Genomic DNA, 15,474 nt, shown 5'->3' on the forward strand with positions numbered 1-15,474 from the left:
TGTCTTGGGAGGGACATTTATGAATAAGCTGACCGTAGCCTTGCTGGCAACGACGCTGGCCGCAGCAGCCCCGGTTATGGCGGGTCCTGTGGAAGACACGCTGGTGCTCAACGAGGACATCACGCTGGTCACCCGCACCGCGGCGCCCGAACATATTTCGGATGTGCTGGACGAGGTCATCTCCGGCTGGCACTTTCGCGGCACCGAAACTCGCGCGATGCAGGCCGATGATTTCGACAATCCGGGCATGATCTTCGTGGAACAGGCAGAGGAAGTCTGGAACACGGCGGACGGTTCCGAAGGCAAGTCCTGTGCCAGTTGCCATGGCGAGGCAGAGGACATGGCCGGTGTGCGCCCTGTCTATCCCAAGTATAACGAGGCGGCGGGCGAAGTACGTACCCTTGAGATGCAGATCAACGATTGCCGCGAGAACCGGATGGGTGCCGAGAAGTGGAAATATACCGGCGGCGACATGGTCAACATGACCGCGCTTCTGGCTTCCGTTTCCCGTGGTCTGCCGGTGAACGTCGCGATCGACGGACCGGCGCAATCCACGTGGGAGGCAGGCAAGGAGCTCTACTACACCCGCACCGGACAACTGGAAATGGCCTGCGCGTCATGTCACGAAGACAACTACGGCAACATGATCCGTGCCGACCACCTCAGCCAGGGCCAGATCAACGGGTTTCCGACGTATCGGCTGAAAAACACCAAGCTGAACGCGGTTCACGCAAGGTTCAAAGGCTGCGTCAGGGACACCCGGGCCGAGACCTTCAAGCCGGGCAGTCCCGAATTCGTCGCACTTGAGCTTTACGTCGCATCGCGCGGCAACGGGCTGCATGTGGAAGGCCCGTCGGTCCGCAACTAAACATCGATGACCCCGCACCGATGCCGTGCGGGGTTTTCTCGCCCTAATATATTCAGGAAAACGCATATGATATCCCGGCGTGACTTTCTTCAGACCAGCATGGCCGCCACCGCGCTACTGGGTGCGTCCGGTTTCGGGAAGTGGGGCCGGATCGCCGCGCAACAGGCGCTGACGCAAGATCAGTTGCTGCAATTCGACAGCTTCGGGAATGTCTGCCTGATGCATATCACGGACATTCACGCGCAGCTCAAGCCAATCTATTTCCGTGAGCCTTCCATTAATATCGGAGTGGGTGCGAACAAGGGCGCCGTGCCGCATATCACCGGGGCTGAGTTCCGTAAAATGTACGGCATCGACGATGGTTCTTACGCCCACTATGCCTTGTCGTCGGGCGATTTCGAAGCTCTGGCGCGGGGCTATGGCCGCGTGGGCGGGCTGGACCGCGTGGCAACGGTCATCAACCAGATCCGGTCGGAACGTCCGGACGCGCTGCTTCTGGATGGCGGCGACACCTGGCATGGCAGCTACACCTGCTACCATACGCAGGGTCAGGACATGGTCGATGTAATGAACACGTTAAAGCCCGATGCCATGACCTTCCATTGGGAGTTCACGCTGGGTTCGGATCGCGTCAACGAGATTGTCGAGGGGCTGCCTTTTGCCGCCCTTGGTCAAAACATTTTCGACGCGGAGTGGGACGAACCCGCGGAGCTTTTCCCCCCCTACAAGTTTTTCGAGCGCGGCGGTGTGAAAATCGCTGTGATCGGTCAGGCTTTCCCCTACATGCCGATTGCCAATCCCGGTTGGATGTTCCCGGAGTATGCCTTCGGCATCCGCGATGAACACATGCAGGAAATCGTCGATCAGGTGCGTGCTAAAGGGGCGGAACTGGTGGTCTGCCTAAGCCACAATGGCTTTGACGTGGACAAGAAAATGGCCGGGATCGTCTCGGGGATTGACGTGATCCTGTCCGGCCACACCCACGACGCCCTGCCGGAACCGGTGCTTGTGGGCGATACGATCATCGTGGCGTCCGGGTCCAACGGAAAATTTGTCAGCCGTGTCGATCTGGATGTCCGAGACGGCCGGATGATGGGCTTCCGCCACAAGCTGATCCCGGTCCTGTCAGACGTGATTGCGCCGGACCCGGATGTCGCAGCGGTGATTGACAGCGTCCGTGCGCCCTATGAGGAAACGCTCGCCGAGGTCATCGGGCAGACAGACTCATTGCTGTACCGCCGGGGTAATTTCAACGGCACATGGGACGATCTGATCTGTGACGCGCTGATATCGGAACGTGACGCCGACATCGCGCTGAGCCCCGGGGTGCGCTGGGGCCCTTCCCTGCTGCCGGGCCAGGACATCACGCGCGAAGACATATGGAATGTCACCTCCATGTCCTATGGCGCGGCGTACCGCACCGAGATGACAGGAGAATTCCTGCATGTGGTGCTGGAGGACGTGGCTGACAACCTGTTCAACCCCGACCCCTACTACCAGCAGGGCGGCGACATGGTGCGCACTGGCGGGCTTGGCTACCGCATCGATATCACCCAACCGCAAGGCAGCCGCATCACCGACATGGTATTACTGAAGACCGGCGAAAAGATCGACCCGGCCAGAATCTATCAGGTTGCCGGCTGGGCCTCGGTGAACGAAGGCACGCAAGGCCCCCCGATCTGGGATGTGGTCGAGAGCCATATTCGCAAGCAAGGACGCGTCTCTGTCGCCCCCAACACCAGCGTGGAGGTTGTTGGCGCATGAGCAAGAAAACGGAGGAAATGATGTCCAAAGGACCTTCCCGGCGCAGTTTTCTGCGCGGGGCCGCTGCTGGCACGGCATTTGTGGCAGGTGCGGCCAAGGCCGGCACGCCCGATCCACTGATCACCGAAGTGCAACCCTGGGCCTCTGGTCTGGGCGATGGGGTGGATGCCACGCCCTATGGGCTGCCGATCGAATATGAGGCCGACGTGATCCGGCGCAACGTGGAGTGGCTGACCGCAGATACGATCAGTTCGATCAACTTCACACCGATCCATGCGCTCGACGGGACGATCACGCCGCAGGGATGCGCCTTCGAGCGCCACCACTCCGGGGCCATCGACCTGCGCAAGGAGGACTACCGGCTGATGATCAACGGGCTGGTGGACCGTCCGCTGGTCTTTACATATGCCGATCTGGAAAGGTTCCCGCGCGAAAATCACGTCTACTTCTGCGAATGCGCGGCCAATACCGGCATGGAATGGGCAGGCGCGCAGCTCAATGGCGCGCAGTTCACCCACGGGATGATCCACAACATGGAATACACCGGCGTGCCGCTGCGCACGATCCTTCAGGAGGCGGGGCTCGCCGCCGCGGGCGATCTGTCGGATAAATGGGTTTTCGTGGAAGGCGCGGACGCCTCCTCCAACGGGCGTTCGATCCCGATGGAAAAAGCGCTTGATGATGTTCTTGTGGCATTCAAGGCCAACGGCGAAGCGCTGCGCAAGGAACACGGTTATCCGGTCCGCCTCGTGGTTCCCGGCTGGGAAGGCAACATGTGGGTCAAATGGATCAGGCGGATCGAGGTCATGGACGGCCCCGTCGAGAGCCGTGAAGAGACATCGAAGTACACCGATACGCTGGCCGATGGCACCAGCCGCAAATGGACGTGGGAGATGGACGCGAAATCTGTTGTGACATCGCCCAGCCCACAGGCCCCGATCACCCATGGCAAGGGGCCTTTGGTCATCACGGGGCTGGCGTGGTCCGGGCGCGGCGCGATCACCCGGGTCGATGTCTCTACGGACGGTGGCAAGAACTGGCAGACCGCGCGGCTCGCCAAGCCGGGAGAGAAGATGGCCCTCACGCGCTTTTATCTCGACATCGACTGGGGTGGCGAAGAAATGTTCCTGCAAAGCCGCGCGATGGACGAGACCGGCTACGTGCAACCGACCAAGGCCCAGCTGCGCGAGGTCCGGGGTCTGAACTCGATTTATCACAACAACTGCATTCAAACCTGGTGGGTGCGCCCGAGCGGAGAGGCGGAAAATGTTGAAGTTTCTTAAAGTTACGACGACGCTTGCCTTGCTCGGCACGCCTGCGGTTGCGGAAAACCTGGGCCTTGGGCGGGTGGCGCTCCCAGAAGAAATCGCAGCCTGGGACAAGGATGTGAGCCCCGATGGGACCGGCCTGCCGCCCGGGTCGGGTGACGTGCTGACCGGCGAAGAAGTGTTCGCGGACAAATGCGCGTCATGTCATGGCGACTTTGCCGAAGGCGTTGACAACTGGCCGAAACTCGCAGGCGGCTGGGACACTCTGGCCGATGATGACCCGCTGAAGACGGTGGGCAGCTACTGGCCGCACCTGTCGACTGCCTGGGATTATGTGAACCGTTCAATGCCCTTTGGCGACGCGCAATCGCTGGAACCTGACGAGGTCTACGCCATCGTGGCTTACATCCTCTACTCCAACGATTTGGTGGATGACGAATTCGTCCTTTCGGACGAGACACTGGCGGAATTTGAACTGCCGAATGCGGATGGCTTCATTGTGGACGACCGTCTCGAAACGGAGCATTCCAAGTGGGTCGGGGAGCCCTGCATGACGGACTGTAAGGATGCGGTCGAGGTGACCATGCGAGCCATGGTGCTCGACGTCACGCCCCAGGAAGAAGGCGCACCCGAAGAAGCCCAGGCCGCCCCGGCAGAACAGGAAGCCGCCCTTGACCCTGCCCTGGTGGAGGCGGGTGAAAAGGTCTTCAAGAAGTGCAAGGCGTGCCACCAGATCGGCGATGGTGCCAAGAACCGCTCTGGTCCGGTCCTGACGGGCATCGTCGGAAGCCCGGCGGGGCGCGTGGAAGGGTTCAAATACTCCAAGGCGCTCACGGAGATGGCGGAAAACGGTCTGGTGTGGGATGCCGACAATCTGCATGCGTTTCTTGCCAAGCCCAAAACGTTTATGAAAGGCACAAAGATGAGCTTTTCAGGCCTCAAGAAAGAGGATGATCTTGCTGCCATCACTGCATATCTCAAAAGCGTTGCGAACTGATGTGCTTTTTGCGGGGTCTCCCGGCTGCTCTGGCTGCGATCTTCGTGGCCGGGGCCGTTGCGGCAGATCAGATCGGTGACAGAGACGCCGGCGAAAAGGTCTTTTCCAAGTGCAAGGGCTGCCACGAGGTCGGGCAAGGCGCCCGCGACCGAATAGGCCCGCATCTCAATGGCATTTTCGGGCGCGCGGCGGCTGCACATGCGGACTACGCCTATTCGAAATCCATGACCCGTGCCGGGCAGGACGGACTGGTCTGGACGATTGAGACACTGGACGCCTACATCGAGAACCCGCGCGCTCTGGTGTCGAAAACCCGGATGAGCTTTCGCGGTGTGAAGGACCCGAAGGACAGGGCGGACGTCCTGGCCTATCTGCGCGGGTTTTCCGACAACCCGTCCGACGTGCCCGAAGCGGAACCCACCGCCCGCGCGACAGATCATGATCTGGACCCGGCAATCCTGGCCCTGAAGGGCGACGCCGAATACGGCGAATATCTCTCCAGCGAATGCCTGACATGCCACCAGTCTGACGGCAGCGCCGACGGCATCCCCTCGATCACCCGCTGGCCAACCGATGACTTCGTCGTCGCCATGCATGCTTACAAGCGCAAGCTGCGTCCGCACCCCGTGATGCAGATGATGGCCGAGCGCCTGAGTGATGAAGAAATTGCCGCTTTGGCCGCATATTTTAAGGACCTTGAATAACCGGGTCGCCATTTGGGAGGAAAGAGAAATGACACTGAACAGACGTGTATTTTTAGGTACAGGAGCCGCAACTGTTGCGAGCCTGAGCGCCCCGGCGGTGCTGGCCGATGGCCATGGCAGGCCACGTGTGATCGTGATCGGCGGCGGTGCGGGCGGTGCGACGGCGGCCCGCTACATCGCCAAGGACAGCAAGGGCGCCATTGACGTGGTGTTGATCGAGCCCTCGCGCACGTATTTCACCTGCTTTTTCTCCAATCTCTACCTTGGCGGCTTCAAGGAGATGGACGACCTTGGCCATAACTACGGCACGCTCGCGGCGAAATACGGGGTCAACGTGGTGCATGACTGGGCCATTGACGTGGATCGGGACGCCAAGACGGTCAGCCTCGCCGGTGGCGCAACGTTGCCCTACGACAAGCTGATCCTCAGCCCCGGCATCGATTTTGTCGATGGCGCCGTCGAAGGCTGGTCACTGGCCTCGCAAAACGCGATGCCCCACGCCTATAAAGGCGGTTCTCAAACCGAGTTGCTCAAGGCGCAAGTGGCGGCAATGCCCGAGGGTGGGACATTTGCAATGGTGGCTCCGCCCAATCCGTATCGCTGCCCGCCGGGCCCTTACGAGCGCGTGTCGATGATTGCGCATACGCTCAGAGCCACCAACCCGACGGCCAAGATCATTGTGGCGGACCCCAAGCCGAAATTCTCGAAAATGGCGCTGTTTCAGGAAGGGTGGGCAAACCATTACCAAGGCATGGTAGACTGGATCGGCGAGGATTTCGGCGGCGGAGAAGTCTCTGTCGATCCCGCAGCGATGACCGTCACCATTGACGGCGAAGCCACCCAAGTGGACGTCTGCAATGTCATTCCGGCCATGAAAGCGGCACGTATCGCGGAACTTGCCGGTGTGACGGACGGCAACTGGGCCCCGGTCAACGCCGCTGATATGAGCACAAAGGCGGACGCCGATGTTTACGTATTGGGCGATGCCAGCCAGCAGGGCGATATGCCGAAATCGGGATTTTCAGCAAACAGCCAGGCTAAGGTCTGCGCCAACGCGGTGCGGGGGGCCCTGACCGGTACCAAGATCTTCCCGGCGAGGTTCTCCAACACCTGCTGGTCGCTGATCGACGCTGACAACGGGGTCAAGGTTGGCGCAACCTACGAAGCCACAGACGAGAAAATTGCGAAGGTCGATGGCTTCATTTCCGCGACCGGCGAAAACGCGGCAGTGCGCAAAGCCACCTACGAGGAATCCGAAGGCTGGTATGCGGGGATCACGGCAGACATGTTCAGCTGATGGCACGGCTTGGGCATGACGTGGATCAATGCCCAAGCCCCCCATCCGTGATTGGGTGGAAAGGGAGAACCATGGGAGAGACCAAATGAGACTGCTCAGTGTTGCCGCAGCTTTCGCCCTGACGGCCATGCCGGCCTACGCCGCCGATCAGGCCGTTACCTATCCGTTCGACGGCAGTTTTGAAGACGCTGCTTTTGCCGTTGAAAGCGCTATCGTCGGTCGGGGGCTGGTCATTGATTACGTCAGCCACACCGGTGAAATGCTCAATCGGACAGCCGCCGATGTCGGCTCTGATGTGAAGCTCTTCGAGGAAGCCGACATCTTTCTGTTTTGCTCGGCGCAATTGTCACGCAAGGTCATGGAAGCAGACCCGATGAACATCGCACATTGCCCCTATGGCATTTTCGTCGCTGAAACGGCGGGCGATGTGATTGTCGGCTATCGGACGTATCCGGACGGCGAGATGCAGGAGATCCAGGGCTTTCTGGACGAGATCGTGCGCGAGGCACTGGAATAAGCGGACACCGGCGCGCGTCTCCACTAAAGTGCAGCAAGTGACCACTTGGTCAGACCGGACGCTCCGGTGGCGCAGCCTGTCTGATTAATCCGCGCAGGCGCGTCTTTACGCGATGGCCATGTCACCTCCTCCCCCGATGATTTGACCCACATCAAGGCTGTTTCAGTGATGGGTTGGTAGCGTACACGCCAGCGGAAAGGTCGGACGATGTTGGAAGCCTTGATTGATCGTTTTGGGGACGGGCCTGTTTTGATGATGGCAGGTGCTCTGGTCGGCGTGATCTTTGGCCTTGCCGCACAGCATTCGCGCTTCTGCCTGCGCGCCGCAACCGTCGAGGTGTCGGGAGGCCGGTTAGGCCCGCGCCTGTCCATATGGCTTGTCGCGTTCACTTCTGCCGTGTTTGCGGTGCAATGCGCTATTCTCGCCGGTGTGCTCGACGTCACGGAAGCGCGCCAGCTGGCGCGCACCGGCAGCCTGTCCGGGGCGGCGGTCGGCGGGCTGATGTTCGGCGCAGGCATGATCCTTGCGCGCGGATGCGCCAGCCGGTTGCTGATCCTGTCGGCGACGGGCAATCTGCGCGCCATCCTGACGGGTCTGGTGCTGACACTTGTGGCACAGGCGTCCCTGCGCGGTGTCCTCGCACCCGCGCGTGAGACCCTGGCCGGTTTGTGGCTGGTAGACGGAGGGGCCGCCCGCAGCCTGCTGGCACAGACGGGTCTGTCATCCGGAACCGCCGCATGGGCCGCCGGTGGCGCGCTTGTTGCCGCGATTGCGCTTTCGCGTCACAGGCGCATGCAGGCCTCACGCATTATCGCCGCAATCTGCGTCGGCGGATCTGTGGCGCTTGGCTGGTTGCTGACCTATGTCATCGCGCAGACTTCTTTCGACGTTGTCACGATCTCCTCCATCACGTTCACCGGCCCCTCGACAGACACGTTGATGGGTCTTGTGAATTCTCCCAACCTGCCGATGGGTTTCGGCGTCGGCCTCGTGCCGGGTGTCTTTGTCGGCGCGGCGGTGATGGCGCTTGTGACACGCGAGGCCAAGATCGAAAGGTTCGGCCCTGACACACCGATGGAGCGTTACCTGATCGGCGCGGTCCTGATGGGCTTTGGCAGCATGCTTGCGGGCGGCTGCGCGGTGGGGGCCGGCATGTCCGGCGGATCGGTCTTTGCCACGACTGCATGGCTGGCCGTATTCTGCATGTGGCTGGGCGCGATGGCCACCCATCGGCTGATGCAGACCGAGCACGCGCCCAAAACCGCCTGATCACCCCACGATCAGGCAAGTGCGGCGCGGGTACCGATCCGCGCGGTCAACGCTCTATTCAAACTCCATCTGTTCAAAGACGCGGCCTGCGTTTTTCGTTGCCAGTTCTTCGAATGTGTCCAGATGCGCATAGGGCGACTGGTCTACGTAATACGCCTCCGCCAACCCGCCGCCAGCTTCCAGATGCGCTCCGATTTGCGCGCGCAGGTATTCAAGATAGCCTTTGGTGTAACGGCGCACCTGATCCATGTTGGTCGGATGACCGTGACCGGGAATGACATAGGTCGCTCCCAGGGCTTCGAATTCCGCATCCCATGTCTCCAGCCAATCTGCGGTGTAGGTATGCTCAAATATCGGTAACATCCGCTCGTGAAAGGCCATGTCGCCCGAGATCACAAGGCTTTGCCGGGGCAACCAGATCACGATATCCCCCGGCGAATGTGCCGGGCCCAGATACCGCGCTTCTATCCGGAATGCGCCCATCTCGACGATGTATTCTTCCTCGAAAGTCTCTGTCGGGCCTTGCAAAACCGTGCCGTCGGCCTGTGACCCATTATAGCGCTTCATCGCCTCCAAAATACTGCCACCATAGTCGGCAACCTCTGCGGCGGCATCCACATGCGCAACAATCGGCACTCCCTGTTCCGCCCAATAGTTGTTGCCCAAGACCGCATGGCCCTGACCATTCTCGTTGAAGACCAGTCTTACCGGCTGATCCGTAACCGCCCGGATCTCCTCGTGAAGCGCCTTTGCAAGCCCGTAGGCCGCGCCACCGTTGATCACGACAACCCCCTCACCTGTCACGATAAAGCTGAGATTGTTGTTGTGGCCTGCGTTTTCAAACGTCGGAGGCGCGGTTGCGCCAATCGCAGAATACACGCCGGGGATCACCTCCACCGGTTTGTCATAAAGCAGGGATGCCGGGTACTTGTCGGCGATGTCTTCGCTGGCATGCGACACAGTACCAACGATCAGGGCAGGAACAAGCCAGCGTTTCATGCGCCCCACTCCACGAAACGGTAGGCATCACCCAACCGCTCGACCCGGCCAAGCCCGCCTCCCGGCAGATGAAAGCCCATCAGTGGAAGACGCTCCGTCGCCAGTTGGTCCAGCAAACGCACCCGGGTTTTCGCACCAAGGTCCTGATCCTGATCCGTACCGCTTGGCCATTCCGGGCGCGCGAAGGCCACATGATGGTTCCCGATGGCATCGCCGCCGACCATCACGACATCTGATCCATCGCGTATTTCGAACGACATATGCCCCGGGGTGTGGCCCGGGGTGCCGTGCGCCATCACACCCGGCAAGATCTCGTCTCCTCCGTTGAACAGGCTCACCTGATCCCTGATGGCGTCCAGACGGCGTGCCGCGCCGACGGCAAAGGACGCGCGGGCCTCGCCAATGGTGTCCACGGTCGCGGGGTCGGTCCAATACGCCCATTCCTGCTCTCCGATCATGACCTCGGCGTTGGGAAACACCAGATCGTCAAAATCATCCAGTATGCCCCACAGGTGGTCGGGGTGTGCGTGCGTGATGATCACATGCGTGATGTCTTCGGGCGCAAGGCCCTGCGTTTCCAGACTGGCGAGCATGGACCCCGCGCTTGGCATGAAGCCCGCACCGGATCCTGCATCAAACAGCACGACCCTGTCGGGCTCCTGCATGAGGGTCAAATTGCACGGCGGCCTGAGCTCCTCGAAGGACACACCATGGTCGGACAGAATCCGGTTCAGCTCCGCCCGAGGCAAATGGTCGAAGAACATGGCGCCGGGGAGGACGAGATGCCCGTCGCTGATGCTCGTCACCTGCCGTTGGCCGATGCGAAGCTCGGTCTGTGCGAAGGACGCAAAGGGCATCTGACCAAGAGCAAGGCCGCTTAAGCCCGCAAGAACCTGCCGTCTATCCAAAGTGCCATCCTCCATCAAATTCCATTTAATGAATATGACATTATCGGGATGCCAAACGCAAGGCTTGGATCAGCCAAACGCCTTCGACATCACCTGAAGAGATGCGTGCCCGGCAGTCGCAGGACAGGCGCAAATGGATTCACCGGGGGGTTCGCCCGCTGCCCCCTACTCTTCTGCAAAGACGCCGCGCGCGGCACCTTACTTCATGCAAATCCGCGGGGAGCATTGTCCGGGCTCATCCAAGGATCATGCGCACGGCCCTTGCCGTGGCCGCAACAACCGTATCGGCCTCCTGACGGCTCAAGCAAAAAGGTGGTGCAAACCCAAGAATGTCGCCCTGTGGCATGGCCCGTGCAATCACCTTGTCCTGCTCCAGAAGGCTGGCCGCAACCCGCGCGCCAATTTTGTCCGCAGGATCGAAGAAGGTGCGGCTATCCCTGTCCTTTACGAATTCGACCGCGCACAGCATGCCTTCGCCACGCACGTCGCCCACATGCGGATGATCGGCCAAAGCGTCGGCCATCGCGCGGTTCAGATAGGCGCCGGTTTCGCCGGCGTTGGCAACAAGACCGAGCGCATCCAGAAGCCTGAGGTTCGCCACCCCGGCAGCAGCACCGATGGGATGTGCCGAATAGGTCCACCCGTGCCCGATGGGTCCATTCTCGTCAGTGCCCTTTTCAAGCACCTCCCACATCTTTTCAGACACGATGGACCCCGACAGGGGCGCATAGGCCGACGTCAGCCCCTTGGCGATGGTGATGAGGTCAGGCTCAATGCCATAGTGATCAGATCCAAACATGCTGCCCAGACGGCCAAAGCCGGTAACCACCTCGTCGGCGATCAGCAGGATATCGTGTTTTTTCAGGACAGCCTGTATCGCGCGCCAATAGCCTTCCGGTGGCGGCACGATACCTCCGGTGCCCAGAACCGGCTCACCGATAAAGGCAGCAATTGTGTCGGCGCCCTCGCGCGCGATCAATGCCTCAAGGTCTTCCGCGCAATGGGCAGCGAACTCCGCCTCCGACTGCTCAAGGTCATTGCGCCGGTAGAAATACGGTGCCGTGGTGTGCACCACCTGTTCCAGCGGCAGGTCAAACTTCTTGTGAAACAGCTCCAACCCGGTCAGCGACCCGGTCATCAGACCGGACCCGTGATACCCGCGCCAACGCGAGATCACTTTCTTCTTCTCTGGCCGGCCCAGAATGTTGTTGTAATACCAGACCAGCTTGATGTTGGTTTCATTCGCGTCCGAGCCGCCCAAGCCAAAGTAGACTTTGGACATATGCCCTGGTGCGCGATCGAGGATCATCCTTGCAAGCGTGATCGAGGCCTCGGTCCCGTGACCGACATAGGAATGATAGTAGGCAAGTTCCCGGGCCTGAGCGCTGATCGCATCAGCGATTTCCTGACGGCCATACCCGGCGTTGACACAATAGAGCCCTGCGAAGGCGTCCAGAAGCCTGTTTCCGTCGCGGTCCTCTATGTAAACGCCCTGCGCCCTTTCGACGATCCGGGTGGGGCTTTCCCCCCGCGCGTGCTGCGCCAAATGGGTGGACGGGTGAAAAAACGCATCGCGATCCCAAGCGTCGAGTTGGTCGTTCTTTAACATGTGCTTCACAAGCCCCCGATCTGGAAATTAGAATCTGTACACAACAAAGAAGATATCATTCGTATTGCCAGTCAAAATCTGTTGATTCAAGAATAAATTGGCGTAATGTGTGACCAGTTGTACACATCTTTGCATGCTCACGATAAAAGCACGCTCACGATAAAAGAAAGACGATGCCCCAAAGCAACGCGCCATTCCATCAGCACGAATACGACCGCCGGATCGCCAAGACACGGAGCGCGATGCAGGCGGCTGGCATTGAGGTCCTCTTCGTAACAGATCCCTCCAACCAGGCCTGGCTGACAGGTTACGATGGCTGGTCGTTTTACGTTCACCAGGGCGTTCTGCTGACCATGGAGGGTGAGCCGATCTGGTGGGGGCGTCATATGGACAGCCTTGGCGCCAAACGCACCTGCTGGCTCAGCGAGGCTGCAATCCACGGCTACGCGGACAATTACGTGCAGTCGACCGAACGCCACCCGATGCAGCATCTTGCGCAGCTTATTCTGGGTCTTGGGATGGGCACCGCGCGCATCGGTGTGGAGATGGAGAATTACTATTACTCGGCCAAGGCCCATGAGGTTTTGACCCGCGCACTGCCATCAGCGCATGTCACCGATGCCACCGCCTTGGTGAACTGGCAGCGCCTTGTGAAATCCGACGCGGAAATCGATTTCATTCGCAAGGCCGCGCGCATCTCTGAAAAGGTGGTTCAAACGGCAATCGAAAAAGCAGCGCCCGGCGTACGCAAGAACGACCTTGTCGCCGAGATCTTCCACGCCGGGATCACGGGGGTGGACGACATCTGGGGCGATTATCCGGCAATTGTCCCGCTGACCCCATCCGGGGTCGATGCGACCGCTGCGCATTTGACATGGAATGGCGCTGAAATGCGTGAAAACGAAGCAACCTTCTTTGAACTGTCGGGATGTTACCGACGATACCATGCTCCCTTGTGCAGAACCGTGTACCTGGGTACCCCGCCGAAAGAGATGGTTGAAGCCGAACAAGCGCAACTGGAGGGGATCTCTGCCGGGCTGGAGGCCGCGCGGGCGGGAAACCGGACCTGTGACATCGCCAATGCCTTCACCGATGTGCTCAGAAAGCACGGCATTCACCGCGAAGGGCGCTGTGGGTATCCCATCGGGTTGAGCTACCCGCCGGATTGGGGCGAGCGCACTGCGTCACTCCGGCGGGAGGATGACACCGTGCTGGAACCGGGCATGGCGTTCCACTTCATGCCCGCCTTGTGGATGGACACCTGGGGGTTGGAAACAACCGAGACAATTCTCATCACCGAAACCGGTCCCGCCGAAGCGTTATGCAACGTCGACCGCAAGTTGTTTGTAAAAAGGTGAGCGATGGACAAGCTTGATCGTACCCGGGAACTTTTACAACAGCTTGTCGCGTTCCCAACGGTGTCCGCAGACAGCAACCTCGATCTGATAGCCTTCGCTGCCGCACGACTTCGCGCGCTCAACGCGGATATTGACATCATGGCCTCCCCCTGCGGGACCAAGGCAAATCTTTTCGCCACCTTCGGGCCTCTTCGCGATGGCGGCATCCTGCTATCCGGGCACAGCGATGTCGTGCCCACAACCGATCAGGACTGGCGCTCGGATCCATTCGTAATGACCGAACGGGAGGGCAGGCTCTACGGCCGCGGAACCTGCGATATGAAAGGGTTCATAGCGGCCGTGCTAGCTGTGGCGCCGGACGTCGCGGCGCGGGTCAAAGACCGTCCCGTGCACATCGCGCTGACCTACGACGAGGAGACCGGCTGCCTTGGTGCGCAACATCTGGCCCGGATACTTCAGGAAAAAGACCTGACACCCGACATTGCGGTGATTGGCGAGCCAACCGAGATGCGCGTCATCGAAGGTCACAAGGGCTGTTACGAATACACGACTCATTTTCGCGGATTGGAAGGCCACGGGTCAGCGCCTGACCTTGGCGTGAACGCGGTGGAATTTGCGGTGCGCTACGTCAGTCGTCTGTTGGAGCTTAAGGACCAGCTGCGCGGCATGGCCCCCGTGGACAGCCGGTTCCACCCCCCTTGGACAACGGTGAACGTGGGGGCGCTGAGGGGCGGCATCGCCCATAATGTCATCGCCTCGAAAGCGCAGATCGACTGGGAGATGCGGCCCGTGACCCCATCGGATGCCGACTTTGTGAAGTCCGCGCTCCGGGACTATTGCACGGCGGAGCTGCTGCCCCGAATGCGCGCCGGTCACCCTGACGCCGCGATCGAGCTTGAAGTCATCGGGGAGGTGGCCGGGCTGATCCCCACCGACACCAACGAAGCGCGCCGGATCATCAGCGAACTTACCGGGGCAAACGGCGCGGATCTCGTTGCTTTCGGCACCGAAGCCGGCATCTTTCAGGCACTTGGCACGGATGTTGTTGTCTGCGGCCCGGGCTCCATCGAACAGGCGCATAAGGCGGATGAGTTCGTATCACTGGATCAGCTTTCGAAATGCCTGAAAATGCTGACAGGGCTGGTGGATAAACTCGATGCGTAATCGGTCGCCCGAAAGGTCGCCCGCGGACGGGCCGCTCTCGGTCAGGGATCGGCACGCGGCCATCCACCATCAGATCCGCCAACGCATCTGTCTGCTCAGCTACCCTCCGGGCACAAGGCTGTCCGAAACCAGTCTTGCGTCGGAATTCGGCACCAGCCGCACACCTGTGCGTCGGGTTCTGGCCCGGCTGGAAGACGAGGGCCTTGTGCAATCCGTGCATGGTGTCGGTACAATTGTCACCGATGCAGATATTGGCGCGCTCGAACAGGTGTATCACCTGCGCGTCGAACTTACCGGGTTGATGGGGCGACTTGACCCGGTCGTGCCGGACGTCGCTTTTGTCGAGCGCTTTGAACGATTGGTGACACGCGGTCGCGAGATCATCGACACTGGCACCCCCCACGAATTCACCCGGTTTGACATGGACGTTTTCCAAACCCTGTTGCAGTTGACCGCAAATATCCCGCTGCGCGCGGTGCTTGAGCGGCTATACTACCAGACCAAGCGGATCTGGCTGCAGGCAGCGATCGAAGCGCATCTTGACCTGAAGGAAGAATTTCGCATTTTCCATCATGAGCTCGAAGCGCTGCTTCAGGCGCTGCGGTCAAACGACATCGAAGCGGCCGCGCATATTCAGCGCGCACATATCTCCATGAGCTTCAAGCGCTTGCAGCAAAACAGCTGAAAGCCCGCGGATCTTGCCGACCCAAGAGCACGCGGCTGCGAAAATGCACGATCTGCAGCGGCCTGTT

Annotated in this window: 14 protein-coding genes; 11 read left to right on the forward strand and 3 right to left on the reverse strand. The window is 60.3% G+C overall.

Translation table 11 applies throughout. From position 1 onward, the window contains the following. Positions 1 to 19: 19 nt before the first annotated feature. From soxA to KX928_RS15280, 8 genes are all read left to right on the forward strand, one after another. Positions 20 to 868 carry a sulfur oxidation c-type cytochrome SoxA gene (gene soxA, locus KX928_RS15245; RefSeq protein WP_219504365.1) on the forward strand — a complete coding sequence of 283 codons (849 nt, stop codon included), beginning with the start codon at positions 20 to 22 and terminating at the stop codon, positions 866 to 868. Positions 869 to 934: 66 nt separating this feature from the next. Then, complete coding sequence (soxB, locus tag KX928_RS15250) at positions 935 to 2,632, forward strand: thiosulfohydrolase SoxB (protein ID WP_219504367.1); 1,698 nt, start codon at positions 935 to 937, stop codon at positions 2,630 to 2,632. Positions 2,633 to 2,652: 20 nt separating this feature from the next. Then, positions 2,653 to 3,915, forward strand: a complete 1,263-nt coding sequence (gene soxC / locus KX928_RS15255; protein WP_219505076.1) for a sulfite dehydrogenase — start codon at positions 2,653 to 2,655, stop codon at positions 3,913 to 3,915. Continuing rightward, positions 3,899 to 4,897 (forward strand): c-type cytochrome, encoded by a 999-nt coding sequence (locus KX928_RS15260; protein ID WP_219504369.1) that lies wholly within the window; start codon positions 3,899 to 3,901, stop codon positions 4,895 to 4,897. The genes soxC and KX928_RS15260 overlap by 17 nt, the downstream gene beginning before the upstream one ends. Then, positions 4,897 to 5,601, forward strand: coding sequence for a c-type cytochrome (locus KX928_RS15265; RefSeq protein ID WP_219504371.1), 705 nt, complete (start codon positions 4,897 to 4,899; stop codon positions 5,599 to 5,601). Before KX928_RS15260 ends, KX928_RS15265 begins: the two co-directional genes overlap by 1 nt. 28 nt (positions 5,602 to 5,629) lie before the next feature. Next, complete coding sequence (locus KX928_RS15270) at positions 5,630 to 6,898, forward strand: NAD(P)/FAD-dependent oxidoreductase (RefSeq protein WP_219504373.1); 1,269 nt, start codon at positions 5,630 to 5,632, stop codon at positions 6,896 to 6,898. An 85-nt stretch (positions 6,899 to 6,983) separates the two neighbouring features. Continuing rightward, positions 6,984 to 7,415, forward strand: coding sequence for a DUF302 domain-containing protein (locus tag KX928_RS15275; protein ID WP_219504375.1), 432 nt, complete (start codon positions 6,984 to 6,986; stop codon positions 7,413 to 7,415). 207 nt (positions 7,416 to 7,622) lie between these two features. Further along, on the forward strand, positions 7,623 to 8,684 hold the full coding sequence (locus tag KX928_RS15280) for a YeeE/YedE family protein (protein WP_219504377.1): 1,062 nt from the start codon (positions 7,623 to 7,625) through the stop codon (positions 8,682 to 8,684). A gap of 54 nt (positions 8,685 to 8,738) precedes the next feature. Here KX928_RS15280 and KX928_RS15285 read toward each other — a convergent pair whose 3' ends face one another. The 3 genes from KX928_RS15285 to KX928_RS15295 form a co-directional block, all read right to left on the reverse strand. Next, a complete protein-coding gene (locus KX928_RS15285; RefSeq protein WP_219504379.1) occupies positions 8,739 to 9,683 on the reverse strand; it encodes an MBL fold metallo-hydrolase in 945 nt (314 codons plus the stop codon). Next, on the reverse strand, positions 9,680 to 10,591 hold the full coding sequence (locus tag KX928_RS15290; RefSeq protein ID WP_308342347.1) for an MBL fold metallo-hydrolase: 912 nt from the start codon (positions 10,589 to 10,591) through the stop codon (positions 9,680 to 9,682). Before KX928_RS15290 ends, KX928_RS15285 begins: the two co-directional genes overlap by 4 nt. A gap of 235 nt (positions 10,592 to 10,826) precedes the next feature. Then, complete coding sequence (locus KX928_RS15295; RefSeq protein ID WP_219504382.1) at positions 10,827 to 12,200, reverse strand: aspartate aminotransferase family protein; 1,374 nt, start codon at positions 12,198 to 12,200, stop codon at positions 10,827 to 10,829. Between the two features lie 173 nt (positions 12,201 to 12,373). On the opposite strand from KX928_RS15295, the gene KX928_RS15300 reads away from it, so the two are divergent. Genes KX928_RS15300 through KX928_RS15310 form a run of 3 tightly spaced genes read left to right on the forward strand, consistent with a single transcriptional unit; the run spans position 12,374 to position 15,407 of the window. Beyond that, entirely contained in the window at positions 12,374 to 13,558 is a 1,185-nt protein-coding gene (locus KX928_RS15300; RefSeq protein ID WP_219504384.1) for a M24 family metallopeptidase, read from the forward strand. Between the two features lie 3 nt (positions 13,559 to 13,561). Next, a complete protein-coding gene (argE, locus tag KX928_RS15305) occupies positions 13,562 to 14,722 on the forward strand; it encodes an acetylornithine deacetylase (protein ID WP_219504386.1) in 1,161 nt (386 codons plus the stop codon). Beyond that, entirely contained in the window at positions 14,715 to 15,407 is a 693-nt protein-coding gene (locus KX928_RS15310; RefSeq protein WP_219504388.1) for a GntR family transcriptional regulator, read from the forward strand. The genes argE and KX928_RS15310 overlap by 8 nt, the downstream gene beginning before the upstream one ends. The last annotated feature ends 67 nt before the right edge of the window (positions 15,408 to 15,474 follow it).

Origin of the sequence: Roseobacter insulae, from assembly GCF_019375555.1 — a bacterium.
Lineage (GTDB): Bacteria > Pseudomonadota > Alphaproteobacteria > Rhodobacterales > Rhodobacteraceae > Roseobacter > Roseobacter insulae.

Excerpts from the sequence above, each read along its gene's own strand:
- soxA (WP_219504365.1), top strand. The coding sequence starts at position 20 with ATGAATAAGCTGACCGTAGCCTTGCTGGCAACGACGCTGGCCGCAGCA.
- soxB (WP_219504367.1), top strand. The coding sequence starts at position 935 with ATGATATCCCGGCGTGACTTTCTTCAGACCAGCATGGCCGCCACCGCG.
- soxC (WP_219505076.1), top strand. The coding sequence starts at position 2,653 with ATGTCCAAAGGACCTTCCCGGCGCAGTTTTCTGCGCGGGGCCGCTGCT.
- KX928_RS15260 (WP_219504369.1), top strand. The coding sequence starts at position 3,899 with ATGTTGAAGTTTCTTAAAGTTACGACGACGCTTGCCTTGCTCGGCACG.
- KX928_RS15265 (WP_219504371.1), top strand. The coding sequence starts at position 4,897 with ATGTGCTTTTTGCGGGGTCTCCCGGCTGCTCTGGCTGCGATCTTCGTG.
- KX928_RS15270 (WP_219504373.1), top strand. The coding sequence starts at position 5,630 with ATGACACTGAACAGACGTGTATTTTTAGGTACAGGAGCCGCAACTGTT.
- KX928_RS15275 (WP_219504375.1), top strand. The coding sequence starts at position 6,984 with ATGAGACTGCTCAGTGTTGCCGCAGCTTTCGCCCTGACGGCCATGCCG.
- KX928_RS15280 (WP_219504377.1), top strand. The coding sequence starts at position 7,623 with ATGTTGGAAGCCTTGATTGATCGTTTTGGGGACGGGCCTGTTTTGATG.
- KX928_RS15285 (WP_219504379.1), bottom strand. The coding sequence starts at position 9,683 with ATGAAACGCTGGCTTGTTCCTGCCCTGATCGTTGGTACTGTGTCGCAT.
- KX928_RS15295 (WP_219504382.1), bottom strand. The coding sequence starts at position 12,200 with ATGTTAAAGAACGACCAACTCGACGCTTGGGATCGCGATGCGTTTTTT.
- KX928_RS15300 (WP_219504384.1), top strand. The coding sequence starts at position 12,374 with ATGCCCCAAAGCAACGCGCCATTCCATCAGCACGAATACGACCGCCGG.
- argE (WP_219504386.1), top strand. The coding sequence starts at position 13,562 with ATGGACAAGCTTGATCGTACCCGGGAACTTTTACAACAGCTTGTCGCG.
- KX928_RS15310 (WP_219504388.1), top strand. The coding sequence starts at position 14,715 with ATGCGTAATCGGTCGCCCGAAAGGTCGCCCGCGGACGGGCCGCTCTCG.